The 20,932-nt window shown below is 46.5% G+C and carries 17 protein-coding genes; 8 read left to right on the forward strand and 9 right to left on the reverse strand.

Going from position 1 to position 20,932, the window contains the following annotated elements:
- Positions 1-108: 108 nt before the first annotated feature.
- From M0413_RS15210 to M0413_RS15235, 6 genes are all read right to left on the reverse strand, one after another.
- Complete coding sequence (locus M0413_RS15210) at positions 109-918, reverse strand: AAA family ATPase (RefSeq protein WP_249554819.1); 810 nt, start codon at positions 916-918, stop codon at positions 109-111.
- A gap of 113 nt (positions 919-1,031) precedes the next feature.
- Positions 1,032-1,259 carry a hypothetical protein gene (locus M0413_RS15215; protein WP_240292527.1) on the reverse strand — a complete coding sequence of 76 codons (228 nt, stop codon included), beginning with the start codon at positions 1,257-1,259 and terminating at the stop codon, positions 1,032-1,034.
- 745 nt (positions 1,260-2,004) lie between these two features.
- Entirely contained in the window at positions 2,005-3,306 is a 1,302-nt protein-coding gene (hipA, locus tag M0413_RS15220; protein ID WP_240292528.1) for a type II toxin-antitoxin system toxin serine/threonine-protein kinase HipA, read from the reverse strand.
- 3 nt (positions 3,307-3,309) lie between these two features.
- Positions 3,310-3,546, reverse strand: coding sequence for a type II toxin-antitoxin system antitoxin HipB (gene hipB, locus M0413_RS15225; RefSeq protein WP_047539109.1), 237 nt, complete (start codon positions 3,544-3,546; stop codon positions 3,310-3,312).
- A 423-nt stretch (positions 3,547-3,969) separates the two neighbouring features.
- Positions 3,970-5,607, reverse strand: a complete 1,638-nt coding sequence (gene groL / locus M0413_RS15230; RefSeq protein WP_037414230.1) for a chaperonin GroEL — start codon at positions 5,605-5,607, stop codon at positions 3,970-3,972.
- 58 nt (positions 5,608-5,665) lie between these two features.
- Positions 5,666-5,956, reverse strand: a complete 291-nt coding sequence (locus M0413_RS15235; RefSeq protein ID WP_011071021.1) for a co-chaperone GroES — start codon at positions 5,954-5,956, stop codon at positions 5,666-5,668.
- A gap of 227 nt (positions 5,957-6,183) precedes the next feature.
- On the opposite strand from M0413_RS15235, the gene M0413_RS15240 reads away from it, so the two are divergent.
- Positions 6,184-7,542: an MATE family efflux transporter gene (locus tag M0413_RS15240; protein ID WP_249554820.1), complete on the forward strand. Its 1,359-nt coding sequence runs from the start codon at positions 6,184-6,186 to the stop codon at positions 7,540-7,542.
- Here M0413_RS15240 and M0413_RS15245 read toward each other — a convergent pair.
- Entirely contained in the window at positions 7,539-8,528 is a 990-nt protein-coding gene (locus tag M0413_RS15245) for a LysR family transcriptional regulator (protein WP_089066910.1), read from the reverse strand. The genes M0413_RS15240 and M0413_RS15245 overlap by 4 nt on opposite strands.
- A 128-nt stretch (positions 8,529-8,656) precedes the next feature.
- On the opposite strand from M0413_RS15245, the gene M0413_RS15250 reads away from it, so the two are divergent.
- Together M0413_RS15250 and M0413_RS15255 are read left to right on the forward strand one after the other, a co-directional pair.
- Entirely contained in the window at positions 8,657-9,739 is a 1,083-nt protein-coding gene (locus M0413_RS15250; protein WP_249554822.1) for an efflux RND transporter periplasmic adaptor subunit, read from the forward strand.
- Positions 9,740-9,742: 3 nt separating this feature from the next.
- Positions 9,743-12,826, forward strand: coding sequence for an efflux RND transporter permease subunit (locus tag M0413_RS15255; RefSeq protein ID WP_224021109.1), 3,084 nt, complete (start codon positions 9,743-9,745; stop codon positions 12,824-12,826).
- 154 nt (positions 12,827-12,980) lie between these two features.
- Here the strand turns inward: M0413_RS15255 and M0413_RS15260 are convergent, their stop codons facing one another.
- Positions 12,981-13,571: an FxsA family protein gene (locus M0413_RS15260; protein ID WP_047539805.1), complete on the reverse strand. Its 591-nt coding sequence runs from the start codon at positions 13,569-13,571 to the stop codon at positions 12,981-12,983.
- 222 nt (positions 13,572-13,793) lie between these two features.
- Between M0413_RS15260 and cutA the strand changes: the two genes are divergently transcribed.
- The 5 genes from cutA to M0413_RS15285 all read left to right on the forward strand — a co-directional run bounded on the left by cutA (position 13,794) and on the right by M0413_RS15285 (position 20,363).
- Positions 13,794-14,117: a divalent-cation tolerance protein CutA gene (gene cutA / locus M0413_RS15265; RefSeq protein ID WP_037414243.1), complete on the forward strand. Its 324-nt coding sequence runs from the start codon at positions 13,794-13,796 to the stop codon at positions 14,115-14,117.
- Positions 14,114-15,955 carry a protein-disulfide reductase DsbD gene (locus tag M0413_RS15270; RefSeq protein ID WP_037414246.1) on the forward strand — a complete coding sequence of 614 codons (1,842 nt, stop codon included), beginning with the start codon at positions 14,114-14,116 and terminating at the stop codon, positions 15,953-15,955. The genes cutA and M0413_RS15270 overlap by 4 nt, the downstream gene beginning before the upstream one ends.
- A gap of 151 nt (positions 15,956-16,106) precedes the next feature.
- Positions 16,107-17,747 (forward strand): cation:proton antiporter domain-containing protein, encoded by a 1,641-nt coding sequence (locus tag M0413_RS15275; protein WP_037414248.1) that lies wholly within the window; start codon positions 16,107-16,109, stop codon positions 17,745-17,747.
- Between the two features lie 298 nt (positions 17,748-18,045).
- Positions 18,046-19,191, forward strand: coding sequence for a galactokinase (gene galK / locus M0413_RS15280; protein ID WP_055647537.1), 1,146 nt, complete (start codon positions 18,046-18,048; stop codon positions 19,189-19,191).
- Positions 19,192-19,331: 140 nt separating this feature from the next.
- Positions 19,332-20,363: an aldose epimerase family protein gene (locus M0413_RS15285; RefSeq protein WP_249554824.1), complete on the forward strand. Its 1,032-nt coding sequence runs from the start codon at positions 19,332-19,334 to the stop codon at positions 20,361-20,363.
- Between the two features lie 101 nt (positions 20,364-20,464).
- On the opposite strand, the gene M0413_RS15290 is transcribed toward M0413_RS15285, so the two are convergent.
- Complete coding sequence (locus M0413_RS15290) at positions 20,465-20,869, reverse strand: hypothetical protein (RefSeq protein ID WP_037414254.1); 405 nt, start codon at positions 20,867-20,869, stop codon at positions 20,465-20,467.
- Positions 20,870-20,932: the final 63 nt, after the last annotated feature.

Genomic DNA, 20,932 nt, shown 5'->3' on the forward strand with positions numbered 1-20,932 from the left:
GGCTTTAAATTCTTGCGTATGGATCTTGCGGGGTTTCTTTGTTGACATACTTCACCTCAATAAGCGAGTTTACTCACTTAGCGAGATGTCCAAAAGTACCGGATCGGATCACTCTGCTTCAATAGAGTCAGATAAGATAGCATTAGCCGCTTTAGTTATACCCTCTAGTGACTCGTTCCAGCTCAAGTAAGCGTACTCAGGGAAAGCTGCCTGTAAGTCTTGCTTCCACTTCTTATATTTAGCGTCATCGCTGAACTTAACAAACTTATACGAACAAGAAACTGTATTTAGTATCGAACGCATTTTTTCATAAATTGTGTGGCGTCCTTCACCATTATCATTAATGAGGTTCTGTTCCTCTGGATTATAAGTCGTCATAGCTGTATTGACTTGAGCTTGAGTCGAACTGTAAATACTAGCTAAGCTCTGCTCATCCGGATGGTAATGAGAGTAATATATTTCAGTTACCCCTGTATCTGCGTTTATAACCCTAGCTTTATAAAAGTACCTACACTGGTCATCCATCAATCTTGCAGATTCCAGCACCCACTTTAGGTGGTTAGATATATCTGCGGCGTCTTTATCAAAATCTTCAATTTGAAACTTACCAATGCATACAATAAACTTTTGTTGATGATCTTCCGTTAGCTCAAATAGCTCAGGCAGTCCTTGTTCACCTAAATAAACATTAATTTCAGTTTTAGTTAATGCAGTATGCGATAAATCATTTTTTTCGGTTTTATCATTTGGGATAGACACTGAAAAAGACTGCTCTAACAACAGTCTTGCCGAGTTCAATGATGTTGTTTTACCACAATCATTCTCTCCAATTAGCACTGTTGGAGAAACGGACTGAATTTCAAGTGCCGTTTTTTGAGCACTTTTATAATTTATAGTAATGACTTCTTTGAGTAACATTTTATTTATTCCCTAGACCACCGAAGTTAAATTTTTGCGATATGCATAACGATTAAGCTAAGGGGCTGCGGAACGCGGTCCCAGCGAACGAAGTGAGCGCTTTGAGCGCGTTGTTAGGAGACTGCATACGCAAGCTCCGATTGTTTGATTTCTACATCGAAACCGGATTCTAGCTCCAGAATAAATGTTGGTTCTGGACTGAGAGATATAAGAGAAACTAGCGAACCTTTGCTGCCGGAGTGTGTGCCACTTACGACAAGCACGAAATCATTATGCTGATAGGCCACACCAGAAATTGGCGTATGGCTGAGGAACGCTTGATTGAGCTGCACAGACTCCACAAAGGCTCCTAACAGTGTATTACCCGCTCTTCTAATAAAACCCAACCCGAATAGAGTTGAACATTGGAATTAACCGAGTAAATAATTTAATTATGCCAATAAGTTAGCATCATCCTCAGCGGGCTATCAACATTTTTCATCCAGGAAAATCGAGACTTTATTTACCGAGAAGCATTTTGGCGCGGTAAATAGTATTAGGCAAAGTGAAAGTGTAATAATTTCAGTTAATTTCATAAACACCCAAGCAAAAACCGATACCTTTTTAGTCTCGATTTGAAGCCAGTTTATAAATTTCCCAGAAAGATGGGACGACAGGCACAAATCTTTAGGACTAACAGCTAACACCAAGGCAACAGAAGTTCACCTTCCCCTGCGAAGTTGCTGAAGGGCGTTGAAGAAAATCGCGTGAGCGAGGCATGGATGCCTCGCTAGCTTTCGGGGTACAGGATGTACCATCGGAAGCGTTAGCCATTTTCGAATAAGCACGAAGCCACTAACTAATGCATGTAACTTCGCTAGGGGCGTCTTGGAGCATCCAAGGAGGATAGGACGAGCAGTCCTCCTTGGTCGGGGGTGGGGTGAAGCCCCACGACTTTGATTCACCTCGGCCGTTATGCCGCAATAACTAGCAATATCGAAATATGGGGCTGTCACAAGTATCCGAGGATTAACTTCCAACATAGTGGTTTAAGAAGTTAATCTTCCACCTTCAAAATTACCGCTGGGTCATAAGCTGTAGCTAGAACTACACTTCCACATCCCTGACCTCGTCAGCAAAACTAAGGTAACGTTCACATCTCGCCAGTAACTGCGCTTTGTAATGAGCCACAAATGATGCTTCATCTTCATCAAGGGGCGGGAGCATTAAAATCACCTCCGCTATTGCCTGCGGTATTCTCCGCGCTATTCTCGTTAAGTTACTGACTAATAAATTTCTTGGTAAACCCAAGCCATCCATAAACGCGGCTAATTGATAGGCGTAAATGCTATTTGGCTCAAATTCGTCATCAATAGCCATCGCAAGCTGTTGTTCAAAATCCTCATACATAGCCACGCTGACCAAATCGTACCAAGGCGTTGGCTCCATTCCGCTTGGCGTCATAAAAAATGAGTAGTTTTTACCGTGTGCATCGGCATTGCCGGTCAGTAAATTGAATAGCGCCCATTGCAGCATATCCTGCTTAGCTGCCACGGGATTGCGGCATTTTGCGGCAAGACTAAATAGCCTGTTAAAACTGACCCCTTCACGAATATCTTTAACATCGCGCCCCGTACCGAAATTACGTTCATATTTTTTGCTTACACTAAAACCAAGTGCTTGGCAGCTATCGACAATATGCCTTCTTAACACCCTTTGCTCGCTTGGTATATAACGTCTGTCAAAGCGTTCAACACAAAGGGCTTTGTAACTGCCAAAATGAACAATATCGACATTCGCCACATTCATTCCAATCACTTTGGCTAAACGCATCGTTATAAATTCATTGATCACTAAATGATGATATTTTTCGAATTTAACTATATGGGTCGATGACAGCGTACCTTCGGCAAAGGCAAATTCTTTCCCGTTATAAAACAGGTTTAATTTAGGTTGAACACCCGCTACCGATAGTCGAGGTTTGCCGTCCCAGATTTCCATCGGCCACATTGTTGGATCTTCAATGCGTTGAATCACTTCTTCAGCCTTAATTGGCCGCAATTGTGTTTCAGTCAGTAAAGCCCCTTTAGGAACGAAAGCGATGGCACCAGCGGTATCGAGACCAATGGCGCGGATCAAGGCAAAGGTATTCCCCTTAGAGACGCCAAGCGATTCAATAAGATAATCTAATCCTTTGTTTTCTGGTAATAAGTTGACCAAAAACATTGATATTTGATTGCTCGTTCCTGTGCCATCTAAAGGAATCGTTGGGGATAGTGGAAATCCACTTTGCTGCCAATCTTTGGTGTAATACACCGCAAAGGTGTCGGTCGTGGCATCAAAGGATAATTCCCCGATCATTAAATCACCGAGGTGCATCTCTAGCGTAAGCGTTTTAGCTGTACTCATAGGTTAATACCAGCCGTTAGTTTCGGTATTGCTGGTTTGAGCCGAAACGATATCAATCCCCAGACCATCAAGGATTTTGAATACAGTTGAGATATAAACATCCTCACCCTTTTCAACTCGGATCAGCGTTTTTTTGGTTACGCCGCACAGCATGGCCGCCACGTCTTGAGTAAGAGCAGCACTTTTCCTGCGTTCTTTAATTAACAAGCCGAGGGATTGTTGATTTAGCGGTGATGCCATTATCGTCTCCAAAAGTGTAACTTCCTACACCTTAGCCTTAATAACAGTCTCATTCAATCTAAAAGTGTATATAAGTACACTTTTTGATTGTTGATAATGACAAACCCACTAAAAGTGTACAATGTTACACTTTAAAAGCAATTTTCAATGCTTAAACCCCAAAAAGTGTAGGTAAGTACACCAGAAACTTACTCACGTAGTTAGACCAAAAAAACAAAACCCCGACTCAGTTACCCGAGTCGGGGTTTTCATTTTTCTCTTACAAGAATTTGGGTTTTAAGCGATTAAGCTAAAGACCGCTGATGTTTAAGTTATTTTTGCGCGGGATAAATCGTGTTAGTACAAGGCGCTGTGAGCGTAGCATACGTTGTTTGTATGTGAGCGAGCAGCAACGCCGTAATCACCGATTTAAACCAGCAAAAATTACATCATGCCGCCCATTCCGCCCATCCCACCCATACCGCCCATATCTGGCGCATCAGCTTTTGGCAGTTCAGCTACCATTGCTTCGGTGGTGATCATCAGACCTGCGATAGACGCTGCGAATTGTAGTGCGCTACGGGTCACTTTAGTTGGGTCAAGGATACCCATTTCTAACATGTCACCGTAGGTGTCGTTGCCCGCGTTGTAACCGTAGTTACCGCTGCCGTTTTTCACGTTGTTCGCCACAACAGAGGCTTCTTCACCTGCGTTAGTCGCGATTTGACGCAGTGGCGCTTCCATTGCACGTAGGGCGATAACCACACCGTGTTTTTGGTCTTCGTTAGCTACTTCAACGTCAGCAATCTTAGAAGCTACACGTACCAGAGCTACACCGCCGCCAGGCACCACACCTTCTTCAACCGCAGCACGAGTTGCGTGCAGTGCGTCTTCTACGCGAGCTTTTTTCTCTTTCATTTCAACTTCGGTCGCTGCACCGACTTTAATTACCGCAACACCGCCAGCTAATTTAGCCATACGCTCTTGCAGTTTTTCTTTGTCGTAGTCTGAAGTTGATTCTTCGATTTGTTGCTTGATTTGGCTTACGCGCGCTTCGATTTGCGCTTGTTCGCCGTTACCATCGATAATGGTGGTGTTGTCTTTAGTGATCACAACACGCTTAGCAGTACCTAAATCTTCTAGGGTTGCTTTTTCAAGCTCTAGGCCGATTTCTTCAGCGATTACAGTACCGCCAGTTAAAATCGCTACGTCTTGCAGCATGGCTTTACGACGGTCACCAAAGCCTGGGGCTTTAACCGCTGCCACTTTCACGATACCGCGCATGTTGTTAACAACGAGCGTTGCTAAGGCTTCGCCTTCAACATCTTCGGCAACGATCAGTAATGGCTTACCGGTTTTTGCCAGACCTTCAAGGATTGGTAACAGTTCGCGGATGTTAGAGATTTTCTTGTCGACTAACAGTACGAATGGGTGATCTAATTCAACGCTGCCGGTTTCTGGCTTGTTGATGAAGTATGGAGACAGGTAACCACGGTCGAACTGCATACCTTCTACTACGTCCAGTTCGTTTTCCAGTGCTTGGCCTTCTTCAACGGTGATCACACCTTCTTTACCGACTTTTTCCATTGCAGTGGCAATGATTTGGCCGATTGACTCGTCAGAGTTTGCAGAGATAGTACCTACTTGAGCGATCGCTTTTGAGTCAGCGCAATCTTGAGAAAGGTTTTTCAGTTCAGCAACGGCGGCAATCACGGCTTTATCGATACCGCGCTTTAAGTCCATTGGGTTCATACCCGCTGCAACGGCTTTTAAGCCTTCAGTGACAATGGCTTGTGCCAGAACAGTTGCAGTAGTGGTACCGTCACCGGCGGCGTCGTTGGCTTTAGAAGCAACTTCTTTCACCATTTGCGCGCCCATGTTTTCGAATTTGTCTTCTAATTCGATTTCTTTTGCAACAGACACACCGTCTTTAGTGATCAGTGGTGAGCCAAAGCTCTTGTCTAATACTACGTTACGGCCTTTAGGGCCTAAGGTCACTTTAACTGCGTTAGCCAGAATGTTTACACCAGCCAGCATTTTTACGCGTGCGTCGTTACCAAATACAACTTCTTTAGCTGCCATAATTGAATATCCTTTACATTTTTAATGATTAATTGGAATGTCGAATTGATGTCGTGGATTAACCTACGATGGCCATCAGGTCAGCTTCCGACAGGATCAAGACTTCTTGACCGTCGATTTTTTCTTTCTTAACACCGTAACCTTCATTGAAGATCACTACATCACCCACTTTCACATCCAGAGGTCTTACAGTGCCGTTTTCTAAAATACGGCCATTACCTACTGCAAGGACTTCCCCGCGAGTCGATTTTTCGGCGGCGCTGCCTGTTAATACAATGCCACCCGCAGAAGTTGATTCAACTTCTAAACGCTTAACGATTACGCGGTCATGTAATGGACGAATATTCATCTATGAACTCTCCTAATGATTTAATGCCCAACAATCGAGGCGATTTTGTGATGAAAAAGAGGAGGCATTTCCGCCTTCCCCTTTGATGTGTGTGATATGGGGTTAACCCCTGCCAGATCCAAGTGCCTTTACAAAAAAAAATTCAAATTTTTGATGTCGGTTTTTTCAAGCGGGCACAATCCTGCTAGAATCTCGCCTCCGCTCGCAAACAAGGCACTATTTTCCCCATGAAAGACAGACACGGGCTGCTTAGCGCGCCAATTGGTCGTGTACTGCTCAACATGAGCCTCCCTAACTTGATTGGCATTATGACCATTCTAGGTTTTAGCCTCGCTGACACTTTTTTTATCAGCCAATTAGGGACAGAGCCTTTAGCTGCAATCAGTTTTACCTTTCCAGTAACGTTAATTATTTCCAGCATTGCTATTGGGATTGGTGCAGGCGTTTCCACTAACCTTGGCAGGCTGATTGGCTCGGGTAATGCGCCACGAGCTAAGGTATTTTTGCACGATGCGCTGCTGCTGACCTTTATCCTTATCGCCAGTGTATCCGCTCTAGGTAGTATTTTTATCGAGCCACTGTTTAGTTTACTTGGCGCCAATGAAACCAGCTTGCCACTCATTCATGACTATATGATGTATTGGTATGTGGGCGCGCCGCTGTTGGTGTTATTGATGGTGGGCAACCAAGGCTTACGCTCCACGGGCGACACTCGCTCACCAGCGATGATTATGATGCTGGCGGCGCTGATTAACTTAATCCTCGATCCTTTGCTTATCTTCGGTATTGGGCCTTTTCCGCGTTTAGAGATCCAAGGCGCAGCGATTGCCACCCTGTTCTCATGGCTTGTCGCGTTGTCGCTCTCGGGTTATTTGCTGATCATCAAGCGGCGAATGCTTGAGCGGGCGGTATTTGATATCGATAGAATGCGTGCCAACTGGAGTAAACTTGCCCATATTGCCCAGCCTGCGGCATTGATGAATTTAATCAATCCGCTCGCCAATGCGGTGATTATGGCGATGCTGGCCCATATCGATCACAGCGCCGTAGCAGCGTTTGGTGCAGGCACACGCTTAGAATCGGTGCTGTTGATTGTGGTGATGGCATTATCATCGAGCCTGATGCCGTTTATCGCGCAAAATCTCGGTGCTGGCCAACCCCAAAGGGCGAAGCAGGCTTTGCTGCTATCGCTTAAATTTATCTTTGTATTCCAAACCTTACTCTATATTCCATTGGCGTTTTTGGCCCAGCCACTCGCGAATTTATTTAGTACCGATCCGCAGGTGCTAGAGTGGTTAAGTTTTTATATTCTGGTGCTGCCCTGCGCCTATGGCCCGCTGGGAATTGTGATTATCTTTGCCACGGCGCTTAATGCGTACCATAGGCCGATGAGTTCGTTAGTGATTAACCTGTGCCGCTTAGTGCTATTGATGCTGCCACTGGCGGCGCTGGGATCTTATATTGATGGCGTAAAAGGCTTATTACTCGCGCTCCCCATCACCAACCTCTTGATGGGGATTGCCTGTTATTACTTAGCGCAACGGATTTGCGAGCCGACCAAGGTCACGACCGCCGACGCTATTTAGGTTGTGCTTTTTAGGCTAAAACGCACATCATTGGGTGGGAAGGGCTCCTCCGATGCCTTACAAACTCGGCGCACACTTTGCGTGCTGAGATTAGTTGGTACACCTTTCGGCGCCAGTTCTTTAATAATAAAGTCGATAAAGCGTCTGCTGGCCAAGCTTACATAACGCCTTGATGGGTAGGCCAAATAGCATTCGCCAGGATGGGACTCTATCTCAGGTAACAGGGTAATTAGCTGCCCTGAAGCCACAAAATCAGCCACAACTTCCGCAGGCGCATACACAATGCCGCGCCCTTGCAGAGCAAACTCTACCGCGACCTCGACACTGTTGGAGCAGAAATTCCCCCGAACCCGAACTTCCTGTTCTGCACCAATCCATAACTCATTAAAGATCTTGCCATTTGAGAGCCTAAATAAAGCCACATTATGGGACTCAATCTCCTGTGGAGTCTGCGGCATACCATGTTGCACTAGGTATTGGGGACTGGCATAAAAACGCAAATCCGTGGTGAATATCGGCCGCACCACTAAATCTAAGGTATCTAATGCGTGTTCGACCACAAAGGCTACATCGAGATTATTCTTCACCATATCAACAGATTCTGCGCTACTAATCACTTCAACCGTGAGCTTGGGATGCAGATCCATAAAACGAAAAATGGCTTGCATCAACACATTCATACTGTGGATAGGAAACATTTGAATGCGGAGATGGCCACTGATCTCAGCATCTTCGTTAGTCATCTCAAACAGAGTTTCATCGAGCTGCGCCAAGATATTCTGTGAACGTTGGTAAAAATGGCTTCCAGCCGAGGTCAGCGTCATCGAGCGGCTCTGTCGGTGGAATAGCTTGATATTCAGCTCATCTTCCAATGCCTGTAAACGCCGACTCACGGTCGATTTTGGTAAGTTAAGCAAATCCGCCGCTTCAATCAAACTGCCGGTTTCAGCGATTCGGTGAAATAACGCGAGGTCCTCTGTATTCATTTTTAACTTAATATCAATCTCATTATGTGGGATTGATAATCCCAAAGTATCCCGTTTATTGCAACAACTTTAGCTGATATATTCGCGCCCCTGAAATGTTGATAAATTGTTATTGAGGACTCTCCACCATGAAAGCTTATCGACTTATTCCCTTGGCGGCGTTATTGCCAGCCCTGCTTACAGCCTGCACGCCAGCGGAAAGCCCGGTACAGGCGAGTGTCATCAGACCCGTAAAACTGTTTGAGGTTGCCAAACTCGAGGGCGGAGATTTTAGAACCTTCCCCGCGCGGGTGAGCGCCAATAGTCGCGCAGAATTGTCCTTTCGCATTTCTGGGCAACTTACAGAGTTGGCGCTGGTAGAGGGGCAAAGTGTTAACCAAGGCAGCCTCTTGGCTAAGCTCGACGACAGGGATGCCTATAACAATTTAATGACCCGCGAAGCCGAGCATGAACTCTTAGCGGCGGATTTTCAGCGTAAAACTGAACTCCTAAAGCGTAAATTAATCTCCCAAGCCGAGTTTGATAGCGCCCAAGCACAGCTTAAATCGGCCAAAGCCGCCTTAGCTGCCGCCCGTGACCAGTTAAGTTATACCAAGCTTATCGCCCCTTTTAGTGGCACTGTGGCCAAACGTTTAGTGGATAACCACCAAATTGTGCAGGCTAATCAAGGAATATTAACCCTACAAAACAACCATTTGCTCGATGTAAGTATCCAAGTACCCGAGTCGATGGCCGCGGGTTTAAACACTTATATCCAGCAGCAAAAGTTTGTCGCTAAAGTGCGTTTTAGTGCATTAGCAGGCATGGAGTTTGATGCGAAATTCAAGGAGTACTCCACCCAAGTCACGCCCGGCACTCAGGCCTATAAAGTGGTGTTTTCCCTACCACAACCCAAGGATATTCAATTAGTTCCAGGGATGAGTGCTGAATTAACCCTGGCCTTAATGAAAAGCCCAGACCAAGCAGCATCGGCCATAGTGCCAGTCACCGCTATCGATAAACGCGATCAGGATGGCCGAGTCCAAGTGTGGGTATATCAAACGCAATCGGGCGAAGTGAAACCCACTGCTGTTACCTTAGGCCGAGTCACCAGTGAAGGTGTTGAAGTGCTTGGCGGTATTAATAATGGCGATTTAATTGTCAGTGCAGGTGTATCCCAATTATCCGACGGGATGAAAGTCAAACCACTACGCTGGCAGCGCGGAGTTTAATCCATGAATATTGCTGAGTATTCAATCCGCCACAAAGTCATCAGTTGGATGTTTGTATTACTGCTACTCGTGGGCGGTAGTGTGAGCTTTACCGGTCTTGGGCAGTTAGAGTTTCCCGAATTTACCATTAAAGAAGCCCTAGTCATCACCGCCTATCCGGGTGCATCGCCAGAGCAAGTGGAAGAAGAAGTCACCCTTCCCCTCGAAGATGCCTTACAGCAACTCGATGCGGTTAAGCACGTAACCTCCATTAACAGTGCGGGTTTGTCGCAGATCCAAATTGAGGTCAAAGAAACCTATGACAAAACGAGCCTGCCGCAGGTGTGGGATGAAGTACGTCGTAAGGTCAACGACACCGCAGGACAACTGCCTCCCGGCACTAGCACGCCCAAAGTCTATGACGACTTTGGCGATGTGTACGGCATTTTGTTTAATCTCTCAGGGCCTGACTATAGCAACCGCGAATTAAGCAACTATGCCGATTATTTGCGCCGCGAATTGGTACTGGTGCCTGGGGTCAAAAAGGTTTCAGTTGCGGGCAGCGTAACCGAGCAGGTTGTGATTGAAATATCACAACAAAAACTCTCGGCACTGGGGTTAGATCAAAGCTATATCCACGGCCTGATTAACAATCAAAACGTGGTCTCCAACGCGGGCAGTTTGGTGGTCGGCGATAATCGTATTCGCATCCATCCCACCGGAGAATTTAGCAGTGTGCAGGATCTCGCGCGTCTGATCGTCAGCCCGCCCGGCAGCACTGAGCTTATCTATCTTGGCGATATTGCCCATATAGAAAAAGATTATGATGAAACCCCTGACGTGCTCTATCACAACCGTGGCGAAGCCGCCCTCTCCCTTGGGATTTCCTTTTCAAGTGGCGTTAACGTGGTTGAAGTGGGTAAAAGCGTTAGCGAGCGCCTTGCCGAACTGGAGTCACAGCGCCCAATAGGGATGAGCTTAGACACGGTTTATAACCAAAGTTTGGCGGTGGATGACACAGTAAATGGCTTTTTGATCAATCTATTAGAATCGATTGCCATCGTTATTGCCGTACTCTTGCTGTTTATGGGTTTACGCTCAGGCTTATTGATGGGGGTCATCTTACTGTTGACCATTCTCGGTACTTTTATCGTGATGAAAGTGCTGGGCATTGAGCTGCAACTGATCTCCCTCGGCGCGCTGATTATTGCTTTGGGCATGTTGGTCGATAACGCCATTGTCGTTACCGAAGGCATTTTGATTGGTCTGCGTCGTGGCAAGACTCGCCTTGAAGCCGCCAAACAAATTGTGTCGCAAACTCAGTGGCCACTGCTTGGCGCCACCGTTATTGCGATTATCGCGTTTGCACCGATTGGCTTATCGCAAAATGCCGCGGGGGAGTTTTGTCGCTCACTGTTCCAAGTGTTGATGATTTCCTTATTTATCAGTTGGATTACCGCGATCACCCTGACGCCTTTCTTCTGCCATTTGCTGTTTAAAGATGCCCCCGCAGATGAGGAAGAGCAGGACCCATACAAAGGCTGGTTTTTTAGCATATACCGCGCGAGCTTAACCTTTGCCCTACGTTTTAGAATCGCCAGCATTTTATTAGTCGGTGCCATGCTCGTTAGCGCAGTGATTGGCTTTGGTCATATCAAGAATGTGTTCTTCCCAGCATCTAATACGCCTATCTTTTTTGTCGATATTTGGATGCCAGAAGGTACAGATATTAAAGGCACTGAACGCTTTACCGCCGATATTGAGCAGCAGTTACTCAAGCAAGCCGAGGAACAACATAGTGGCTTAAAACACTTAACAACGGTCATTGGCCAAGGTGCGCAGCGGTTTGTGTTGCCCTATCAACCCGAAAAGGGCTATCCCGCCTATGCGCAGCTCATTATTGAAATGGCAGATTTAGCCTCCTTAAAAGTCTATATGCCAGAGCTAGAAACCTTTTTAAATCAGAGATTCCCTCAGGCACAGTTCAGATTAAAAAATATGGAAAACGGCCCTTCTCCCGCCGCGAAGATTGAGGCTCGCTTCTACGGTGATGATCCCGAAGTACTGCGTGCTCTAGGCGCTCAAGCCGAAGCCATCTTCCATGCGGAGCCGAGTATGGACGGTATTCGCCATGACTGGCGCAACCAAGTGACTTTAATTCGTCCGCAATTAGAAAATGCTCAAGCAAGGGAAACGGGGATCAGTAAACAGGATCTGGATAACGCACTGTTAGTTAACTTTAGCGGCAAACAGATTGGCCTGTACCGTGAAACCAGCCATTTACTCCCCATCGTTGCTCGCGCACCCGCCGAGGAGCGTTTACAGGCGGACAGCCTGTGGAAACTGCAAATTTGGAGTAGCGAGCACAGCACCTTTGTGCCAGCAACGCAAGTTGTAAGCAGCTTCGATACTCAATGGGAAAACCCCTTAGTAAAACGTCGCGATCGGATGCGGATGTTAGCCGTTTTAGCCGACCCTAAACTGGGTAGCGATGAAACCGCCGACTCAGTATTACGTAAAGTCAAAGCTAAGGTCGAAGCTATCAGCTTGCCTGCGGGTTACCACTTAGAATGGGGTGGCGAGTATGAAACGGCGGGCGAAGCCCAAACTGCGGTATTTAGTTCAATTCCACTGGGTTACTTAGCGATGTTTTTAATCACAGTGTTCCTGTTTAACTCGGTACGCCAGCCGTTAGTGATTTGGTTTACCGTGCCATTGGCCTTGATTGGGGTATCGGCGGGATTATTGATTTTCGACGCGCCCTTTAGCTTTATGGCGCTGCTGGGACTACTGAGTCTATCGGGCATGGTGATTAAAAACGGTATTGTATTGGTTGACCAGATAAACCTCGAACTCAGTGAAGGCAAAGCCGCCTATTTAGCTTTAATCGATTCCTGTGTCAGCCGCGTTCGCCCTGTGATGATGGCGGCGATCACGACCATGCTCGGGATGATACCTCTGATCCCCGACGCCTTTTTCGGCTCCATGGCGATCACTATCATCTTTGGTTTAGGTTTTGCGTCGCTGCTGACCCTTATCGTGCTGCCAGTGATGTACAGCTTGGCCTTTAACATCAAACCGAATGCAGTGGCGAGCGAGAAACACTAGCCCGCCACTCCCCCTAAACGCTTCCCGGCGTGGCCGATCGATGCTGCTTATCAGCATCGATTGGCCTTTTCATATTGGGATGTCGAAGAATAGCGGCTAACCCCGATAACTTGAGGCTTTACACAGAGGAAAGAAAGTCGAGCTGAAAAGCGGATTACGCCTTTGGATCTTTGGGTTGCTCGTCTTTATCCACCAATTGATGGCTTTCAGGACGTTTATCGCTAGGGTCGGCCTTATGTTCAAAGTCGCCTTCGTACACATTGCCATCGGCATGTTTATTTTGCTCAAAGGGAGGTTGCTCGAAAGGATTTGTTTGTGAGCCAGAATGAGAGCCAAAGGGACCCGCACCAAAACCGCCGTGCATACCGCCTTGTAAACCCGACACCACTCGCAGTTGCATACGTTTAAACACTAAGGCTGCTATCGGACGACGGGTTAAAGGAGTGAGCAACAATAAACCAATAAAATCAGTCACAAATCCAGGAATAACCAACAATACCCCTGCCATGGCTAGCATCATACCTTCGACAATTTCTTGCCCTGGCGCCTCACCTCGCGCGAGTTTTTGCTGCACTTGCATTAGAGTACTTAATCCTTGACTGCGTACTAAAGATACGCCCAATACAGCGGTAAATAATACAAGGCCAATAGTGGTCCAAGTACCCAGCACTTCACCCACACGGATTAACACTGATAGCTCAACAACTGGGATCAGCACAAATAATAAAAATAGGATTAAAAACATACCGACCTCAGATTTATCTTGCTCGTTTGAAAACTAAATGGGGGCAATCCGGTCTTAATTCAAGTCATTAGGGCGCAGACTGCGCTAAAGCGGTGAAACTTCTGATAGTTAGCTCACTCTTTCGTTAAGCCGTTAATGTATGAGACCATAAAAACACGTAAAGTAGCTTAGCCTAATAGGCTTAAGCGAAGTTTAAGATTGTTAGGGGACGATACCCACACTATGCAACCTCAGTATTTAATGGTCAGCACTAGCTGTCCAGACGACGTTCATGCCAATCGCATCGCCCATGCGTTAGTGGAAGCGCGTATCGCGGCTTGTGTGCATATTTCAGCACCCATCCGCTCGGTCTATACGTGGGAAGGAAAAATCTGTGAAGAGCAAGAAATTAGCTTACACATTAAATGTTTACAAACACGCTATCCAGAGTTAGAACAGCTTGTGCTTAAACTTCACCCTTATCAAGTGCCTGAAATTATTGCCGTACCCGTGACTCACGGGCTACCAGCCTACTTAGATTGGATAAAAGATAACACTCAGCCATGAAAAAACTACTTAGCCTTACCTTTACTGCATTATTGCTTCTCGCGCCTCTCACTCTAAGTGGCAATGCTTTTGCGAATAACTTTGGTTTTCTAAAAAGCGAACCTGAGTTAATGCCTGTTGATCAAGCCTTTGCCTTTGATTTTAAGCAGGAAGGCAATAAGGTTACCCTTAATTGGGTGATTGCCGACGGCTACTACATGTACCGCGATAAACTCAAATTTAGTGTCAATGGCGCTGAATTAGGCACCATTGACCTACCAAAAGGCAAACCTCATAACGATGAGTATTTTGGTGAACAAGAGGTTTACTACACCTATATCGACATTCCCGTTGGCCTAAAGCAAGCGGATGAAAACAGCACCTTAAGCGTCACCTTTATGGGCTGCGCCGAGGGTAAACTCTGTTATCCACCAACCAAGCGCGATGTCAGCTTAAAAGCGGTAGCAGCTAATGATGGGCAAATCGCCTCTAGCGCAGACAGCGGCGAAAATACCAAGCCTGCCGCCACTGACACAGATGCCAAAGCAAGCAGCGCCCCTGCTAAGCCGATTACTCAGCAGGATAGCCTAAGCCAGATGTTGTCTAACGACAGTTTACTCTGGACCTTAGTGATCTTCTTCGGCTTAGGGATTGGCTTAGCGCTCACCCCTTGCGTATTCCCCATGTATCCGATTTTATCGGGCATTATTGTTGGTCAAGGGCAAAAACTGTCGACCGCCAAAGCCTTCACCCTGTCGATGGCCTATGTGCAAGGTATGGCAATCACCTACTCGATTTTAGGTTTAGTCGTCGCGTCGGCGGGGATGAAATACCAAGCGGCGCTGCAACATCCCGCGGTGCTCGTGGTATTAGCCATCCTGTTCTTTGTACTCAGTTTATCCATGTTTGGCTTGTACGATCTCAAACTGCCTTCAAGCTGGCAGGAGAAGATGAACTCCATTTCAAATAATCAAAAGGGCGGCAATCTGATTGGCGTGTTTTTGATGGGGGTAATCTCAGGATTGGTCGCCTCACCTTGCACCACGGCTCCACTTTCTGGCGCCTTAGTCTATGTGGCGCAAACCGGGGATTTATTACAAGGCTTCCTCGCGCTGTATGTGCTGAGTATGGGCATGGGCGTACCACTACTTATCATCGGCACCTCGGGTGGTAAGTTACTGCCTCGCGCGGGCGCTTGGATGAATATCATTAAAACCGTGTTTGGCTTCCTGCTGATTGCGGTATCGATTGTGATGCTTGGCCGTATTTGGACGGGCGTGGTTTCCGATGTGCTTTGGTCGCTTTGGGGCATTAGCTTCACCGGTTACCTGATGCACCAAAATAAGCTCAGCGCCTTTAACTGGAAACAAACCGTACGCTCAGTGCTACTCACCTTAACCCTGCTGGCAAGCTTCTCCTATGGCTTCCAAGCCGTGATGGGTCACTTTGGCTTTAGCCACAGTCCGGTTGCGACTGCGACAACGACTGAGCAAGCCCATGGCTTTAAACGGATAAAATCCATTGAAGATTTGGACCGCGAAATTGCCGCTGCCACGGCAGTTGGTAAGCCTGTGATGCTGGATCTCTACGCTGACTGGTGTGTGGCTTGTAAAGAGTTTGAAGCCATTACCTTTAAAGACGCCGAAGTATTAGCGCGAATGAACAAAATCGTGCTGCTGCAAGCGGATGTGACTAAGAGTGATGCTGTGGATGTCGCTCTGCTTGAAAAATACAATGTCCTCGGTTTACCGACATTATTGATGTTTAACGAGCAAGGTGAACAGCGAGAAGATTTAAGGGTAACCGGCTTTATGGGTCCCAAGGAGTTTGCAGCTCATTTAGATCACTTGGTGAAATAATCTCGACTAAACGCTAACACTCCTCTGCGGCGTTTTAGCGTAAAATCAACAAAAAGCGGACTTTTTTCATTAAAAGTCCGCTTTTTTATCGCGCTGTCATCGATTTCTTATACAATCCTTGTTTATCGTGGACTTTTTAGATTGGAGCATTATGGAACCAGCTATCCTCATTATCACCCTTATTTGCGGCATGCTCGTTAGCCGTATAGGACTGCCCCCACTCATCGGCTACTTAGTGGCGGGCTTTGTACTCTTTGTATTAGGTATTGAAAAAGAAAGCCTGCCACTGCTGCAAGAACTCGCCAATTTAGGGGTTACGCTACTGCTGTTTGCGATTGGTTTAAAACTCGATATTCGTAGCCTATTTAAGGCTGAAGTGTGGGCGGGGTCGAGTGTGCATTTGATGCTATCGATCCTAGTATTCGTCCCTATTCTCAAAATATTAGGGTTATTAGGATTATCTCAACTTACCAGTTTAGGGATTGAGCAGTTAACCTTACTGGCATTTGCGTTAAGCTTCTCCAGTACTGTTTTTGCGGTAAAGGTCTTAGAAGATAAAGGGGATATGCAATCCCTGTATGGCCGTGTTGCTATTGGTATTCTGATTATGCAGGATATTTTTGCCGTACTCTTTTTAACCATTTCTAAGGGCGATGTGCCTTCGGTGTGGGCATTTGCGTTATTGTTATTACCTCTGGCAAAACCACTGATTTATAAAGCCTTTGACCGTGTTGGCCACGGTGAATTATTAGTGCTTTTTGGATTAGTAATGGCACTGGTTGTCGGCGCTTGGTTATTTGAATCCGTTGGCTTAAAACCGGATCTCGGCGCATTAGTTATTGGTATTTTGCTCGCGGGACATAAAAAAGCCTCTGAGCTGGCTAAATCATTGTTTTATTTTAAAGAACTCTTTCTTGTCGCCTTCTTCTTAACCATTGGTCTCAATGGCTTACCCACGATTTCGGATATCGTGCTGGCTACATTATTAGTACTGTTAGTACCGCTAAAAATCCTATTGTTTGTCTATATTCTTACTCGCTTTAAATTACGTTCGCGCACCTCGATGTTAGGTTCCTTTAACCTAGGTAACTTCTCCGAGTTTGGTCTGATCGTCGCTGCGGTTGCCACCAGCAAAGGCTGGCTACCGTCACAATGGTTGGTGATTATTGCCGTGGCCTTAAGCTTTAGCTTTTTATTAGCAGCGCCGCTCAATGCTACAGTCGGAAATATTTATCAACGCTTCCAACAGCGACTCGTTAGGTTAGAAAAACGCCCATTGCACCCAGAAGATCGCCCCATTGCCATTGGTAATCCACGCTTTTTAATCCTAGGGATGGGGCGTATTGGTAGTGGAGCCTACGATGAACTGCGTGCCCGGTTCGACGGTGAGATCCTCGGGATTGAGCATAAGCAAGACTTGGTCGATTTACACCGCGCTAAAGGCCGTAATGTTGTGCAAGGGGACGCTTCCGATACCGACTTTTGGGAGAAGCTTGATAAAGCGCCCAATCTTGAATTAGTGCTGCTAGCAATGCCGCATCATGCGGGAAATCTCTTCGCCGTTGAGCAACTTAAGAAGCTGAATTATCAAGGTAAACTGAGTGCAATCGTACAATATGGTGAAGATGCCGCATCACTCAGAAGTTCTGGTGTGCACAGCGTTTACAATCTATACGAAGCGGCGGGTGCGGGTTTTGTCGACCATGTGGTTCATGAGTTATTACCAGACTCTGAAACGAAGGCAGTTGCCGAGCTAGACGATGACACCAAACAACATTCTGCCGCAGTTTAAGGCGTGTTTACGTTTGTTATCATGAATAAAACTCATCCTATTTAGGCTAAAAATGACTCAGGAAAGGGATTAACCTGAGTCATTACCTCACCCGATAAAACCTATCAAAACCACTAAAAATCAATCACCTTAACTCACTTACACACGCTCAAACATTGCGGCGTTTTTGACTATCGGTTTTCTCTGACAAGCTTATCGTCAATGCCATAGAAAATCTCAGTTACATCGCCGACTTAGTCGTGATATAAATCGAAGACAAGAACGAAATTAGCCCAGCTTTTTTGGAAGTCTTCTCAGCATGTCGAACCCTGCGCAGCGCGCCACCAAGTTATTTGTCCAAACCTTTGGCACTAAAGCCGATGATTTATATCAAGCCCCAGGTCGAGTAAATCTGATCGGTGAATACACGGATTACAACGACGGCTTTGTTTTGCCTGCCGCCATAAATTTTCATACGGTGATTGCCGTTAAACGCCGTGAAGACAACAAGTTTCGCGCCGTTGCTGATGCCTTTCCCGGGCAAATTAAAGAATGGACCTTCGGCAAAGAAACCGAAATCCATCCCGAGGACGGTTGGGTAAATTATTTAAAAGGGTTCACAGCGGCGATGGCCAACACAGGGCTCATTGCCAAGGGCTTAGATTTAGCCGTGGTAGGCGATGTACCACTCGCAGCAGGGTTATCTTCCTCTGGCGCCTTGGTCGTCGCCTTTGGCACAGCTATTAGTGACAGCAGCCAATTACATCTCTCACCGATGGCAGTGGCACAATTAGCGCAACGTGGCGAATATCGGTACGTCGCATCGGCTTGCAGCATTATGGATCACATGGTTTGCGCGATGGGCGAGCCGGATCATGCCCTGCTCATCGACTGCCTTGACCTTGATAGCGAAGCGATTGCAATCCCTGAGAATCTCAGCCTGATCATCATTGATGCGCATATTGAGAAACAACGATTAGCGGCGATTAGCCAGCAGCGACGTGAGGAATGCGCCCAAGCTGCCGAATTTTTTGGTTTAGACGCTCTGCGCCATCTTGAACTGCGTCAGCTTGAAAGTGCCAAGGATAAATTGGATGAAACCCTTTATCGCCGCGCCAAACACGTAGTCACCGAGAATAAACGCACTCAGAGTGCTGCTCGGGCACTAGAGCAAAATAATATTTCTAAATTCAGCCTATTAATGGCTCAGTCTCATCAATCACTGCGAGATGATTTTGAGGTAACACTGCCTGAATTTGACACTTTGGTGGATATTGTTAGCCAAGTGATTGGCGAACGCGGTGGCATACGCATGACCGATGGCTGCGTGGTCGCGCTCGTCGACCATGAGCTTACCGATGCGGTAGTTTCTGCGGTCGAACAGACATTTTTCGAGCAAACAGGGATAGACGCAACCGTTTATCTCTGTTCAGCGAGTGCTGGCGCAGGGCGAATCGACAGTTAATCACGCAATCGCACCTGCTAACTCCGCCACGAATACCATACGAATTCAACCATGAATTGTGTGGTATTTGTCATTTTTAAGAGGCAAAATCAAACGGTTAAATAATCTACGGTAGGCATTTTGACATTGAGGGAAACTAAATGGTGCGTTTCAGTGTATTAGATCCTTGGACCGATCCCCGCGGCGGCGAAATTGAACGCGTGCGGATAGACAATGGCATCATCGCCTTGGAAGTGCTCAGTTTAGGCGGCATTATTCGCGCGCTTTGGACGCCCGATAAACAGGGTGAGCGCGCCAATATCGTTCTAGGCTGCGACAGTGCCGAAGATTACCTGACTCAAAATGCCCACCTTGGCGCTATTGCAGGCCGCTTTGCCAATCGTATCGCCCTTGGCAAGCTGCAATATCAGGGGCAAACCTATCAACTGGATATCAATCAAGCGAGCAACTGCTTACATGGTGGCCGCGAAGGTTTTAACAGAAAGAACTGGCACTTAGGCCCGCTTCCCGATGGGGTAAGATTAACCTTAGTGAGTCCAGATGGCGATATGTGCTTCCCCGGTAATTGCACGGTGCAATTAGACTATCGCCTTGCCGCCAATAATCTCTATGTAGAAATGCTGGCCTCCGTGGATAAACCTTGTCCAGTGAGCCTGACGCAGCACAGCTATTTTAATCTGGATGGTACGAGCAATAATTATCAGCACCAGATGCAAATCGATGCGACACGCTATTTAACGATGAATGAAGTCGGCATCCCGACAGGAATTGCTGAGGTTAAAGATAGTATTTTCGATTTAACTCAAAGTGTTACCCTTGGCGAAAAACTTCACGCTCCCGAACTAACAAGCACCCAAGGTTATGATCATTGCTATTTGATGGATAACCCCGATGGTTCACTACGCCGCTTTGGTTGTTTAAGCAGTCCTGTTAGCGGCCGCGCCATGACGGTATTTACCAATCAGCCTGGCGTACAACTCTACTGCGCTAACTTTTTAGCGGGAACCGTGGGACGAAACCAACAAAGTTTGCACCAACATCAGGGCGTGTGTATTGAACCGCAAAAGCTGCCTGACTCGCCCAATCAACCGCAATTGGGTGATGATGCCTGGTTAGTACCCGGGAAAATCTATCATCATATTAGTCGATATCAATTTGATATTGTTGACTAAAGTTGAAATGAGCATCTGTAGGAATTAAAAAGAAAGGCTGGTAAGGAATAAAGTCGTTTCATTCCTTACCTTTATCCAATGTTGCCGAAGCAAATTGGATATTAATCGTCGAAATCATCGCCCCAATCTTCATCGAAATCAGCACCAATTGCATCGGTTTCGATTTCAGGCTCAACCTCAGGTTTAGCCTTACGTACTGGGCCAGAATCCTTAACGTTGTTCAGATCAATACGAGCTTGATGCTTGCTCATAAATTGAGCGCGAGCCGCTTTCCATGCACCGCTAAACTTAGCCTCAGCAGCTTTTAATGCGGCCTCATCTAAGTCGTATAGGTTCACTTTTACTATGTCTTCTACATACTCAACAATGGCATCACGGTCGGTATTGTAGAGGTAAATTCGTCCAGGGGAAGCCTCTGGCAGCTGGTTGTCGTGGACGACAATCGCATTGCCCTTCGATGTTCTCAGCTCACCATACCAAACCTGTTTCTTTGCTGTGTTATACATATATGCCAATACCCTTAAATCAACACATACACTATGAGTTTTTTAGTCTGAATAAGCGAAGCG

Origin of the sequence: Shewanella sp. 8A (assembly GCF_023475945.1) — a bacterium.
GTDB lineage: Bacteria > Pseudomonadota > Gammaproteobacteria > Enterobacterales > Shewanellaceae > Shewanella > Shewanella xiamenensis.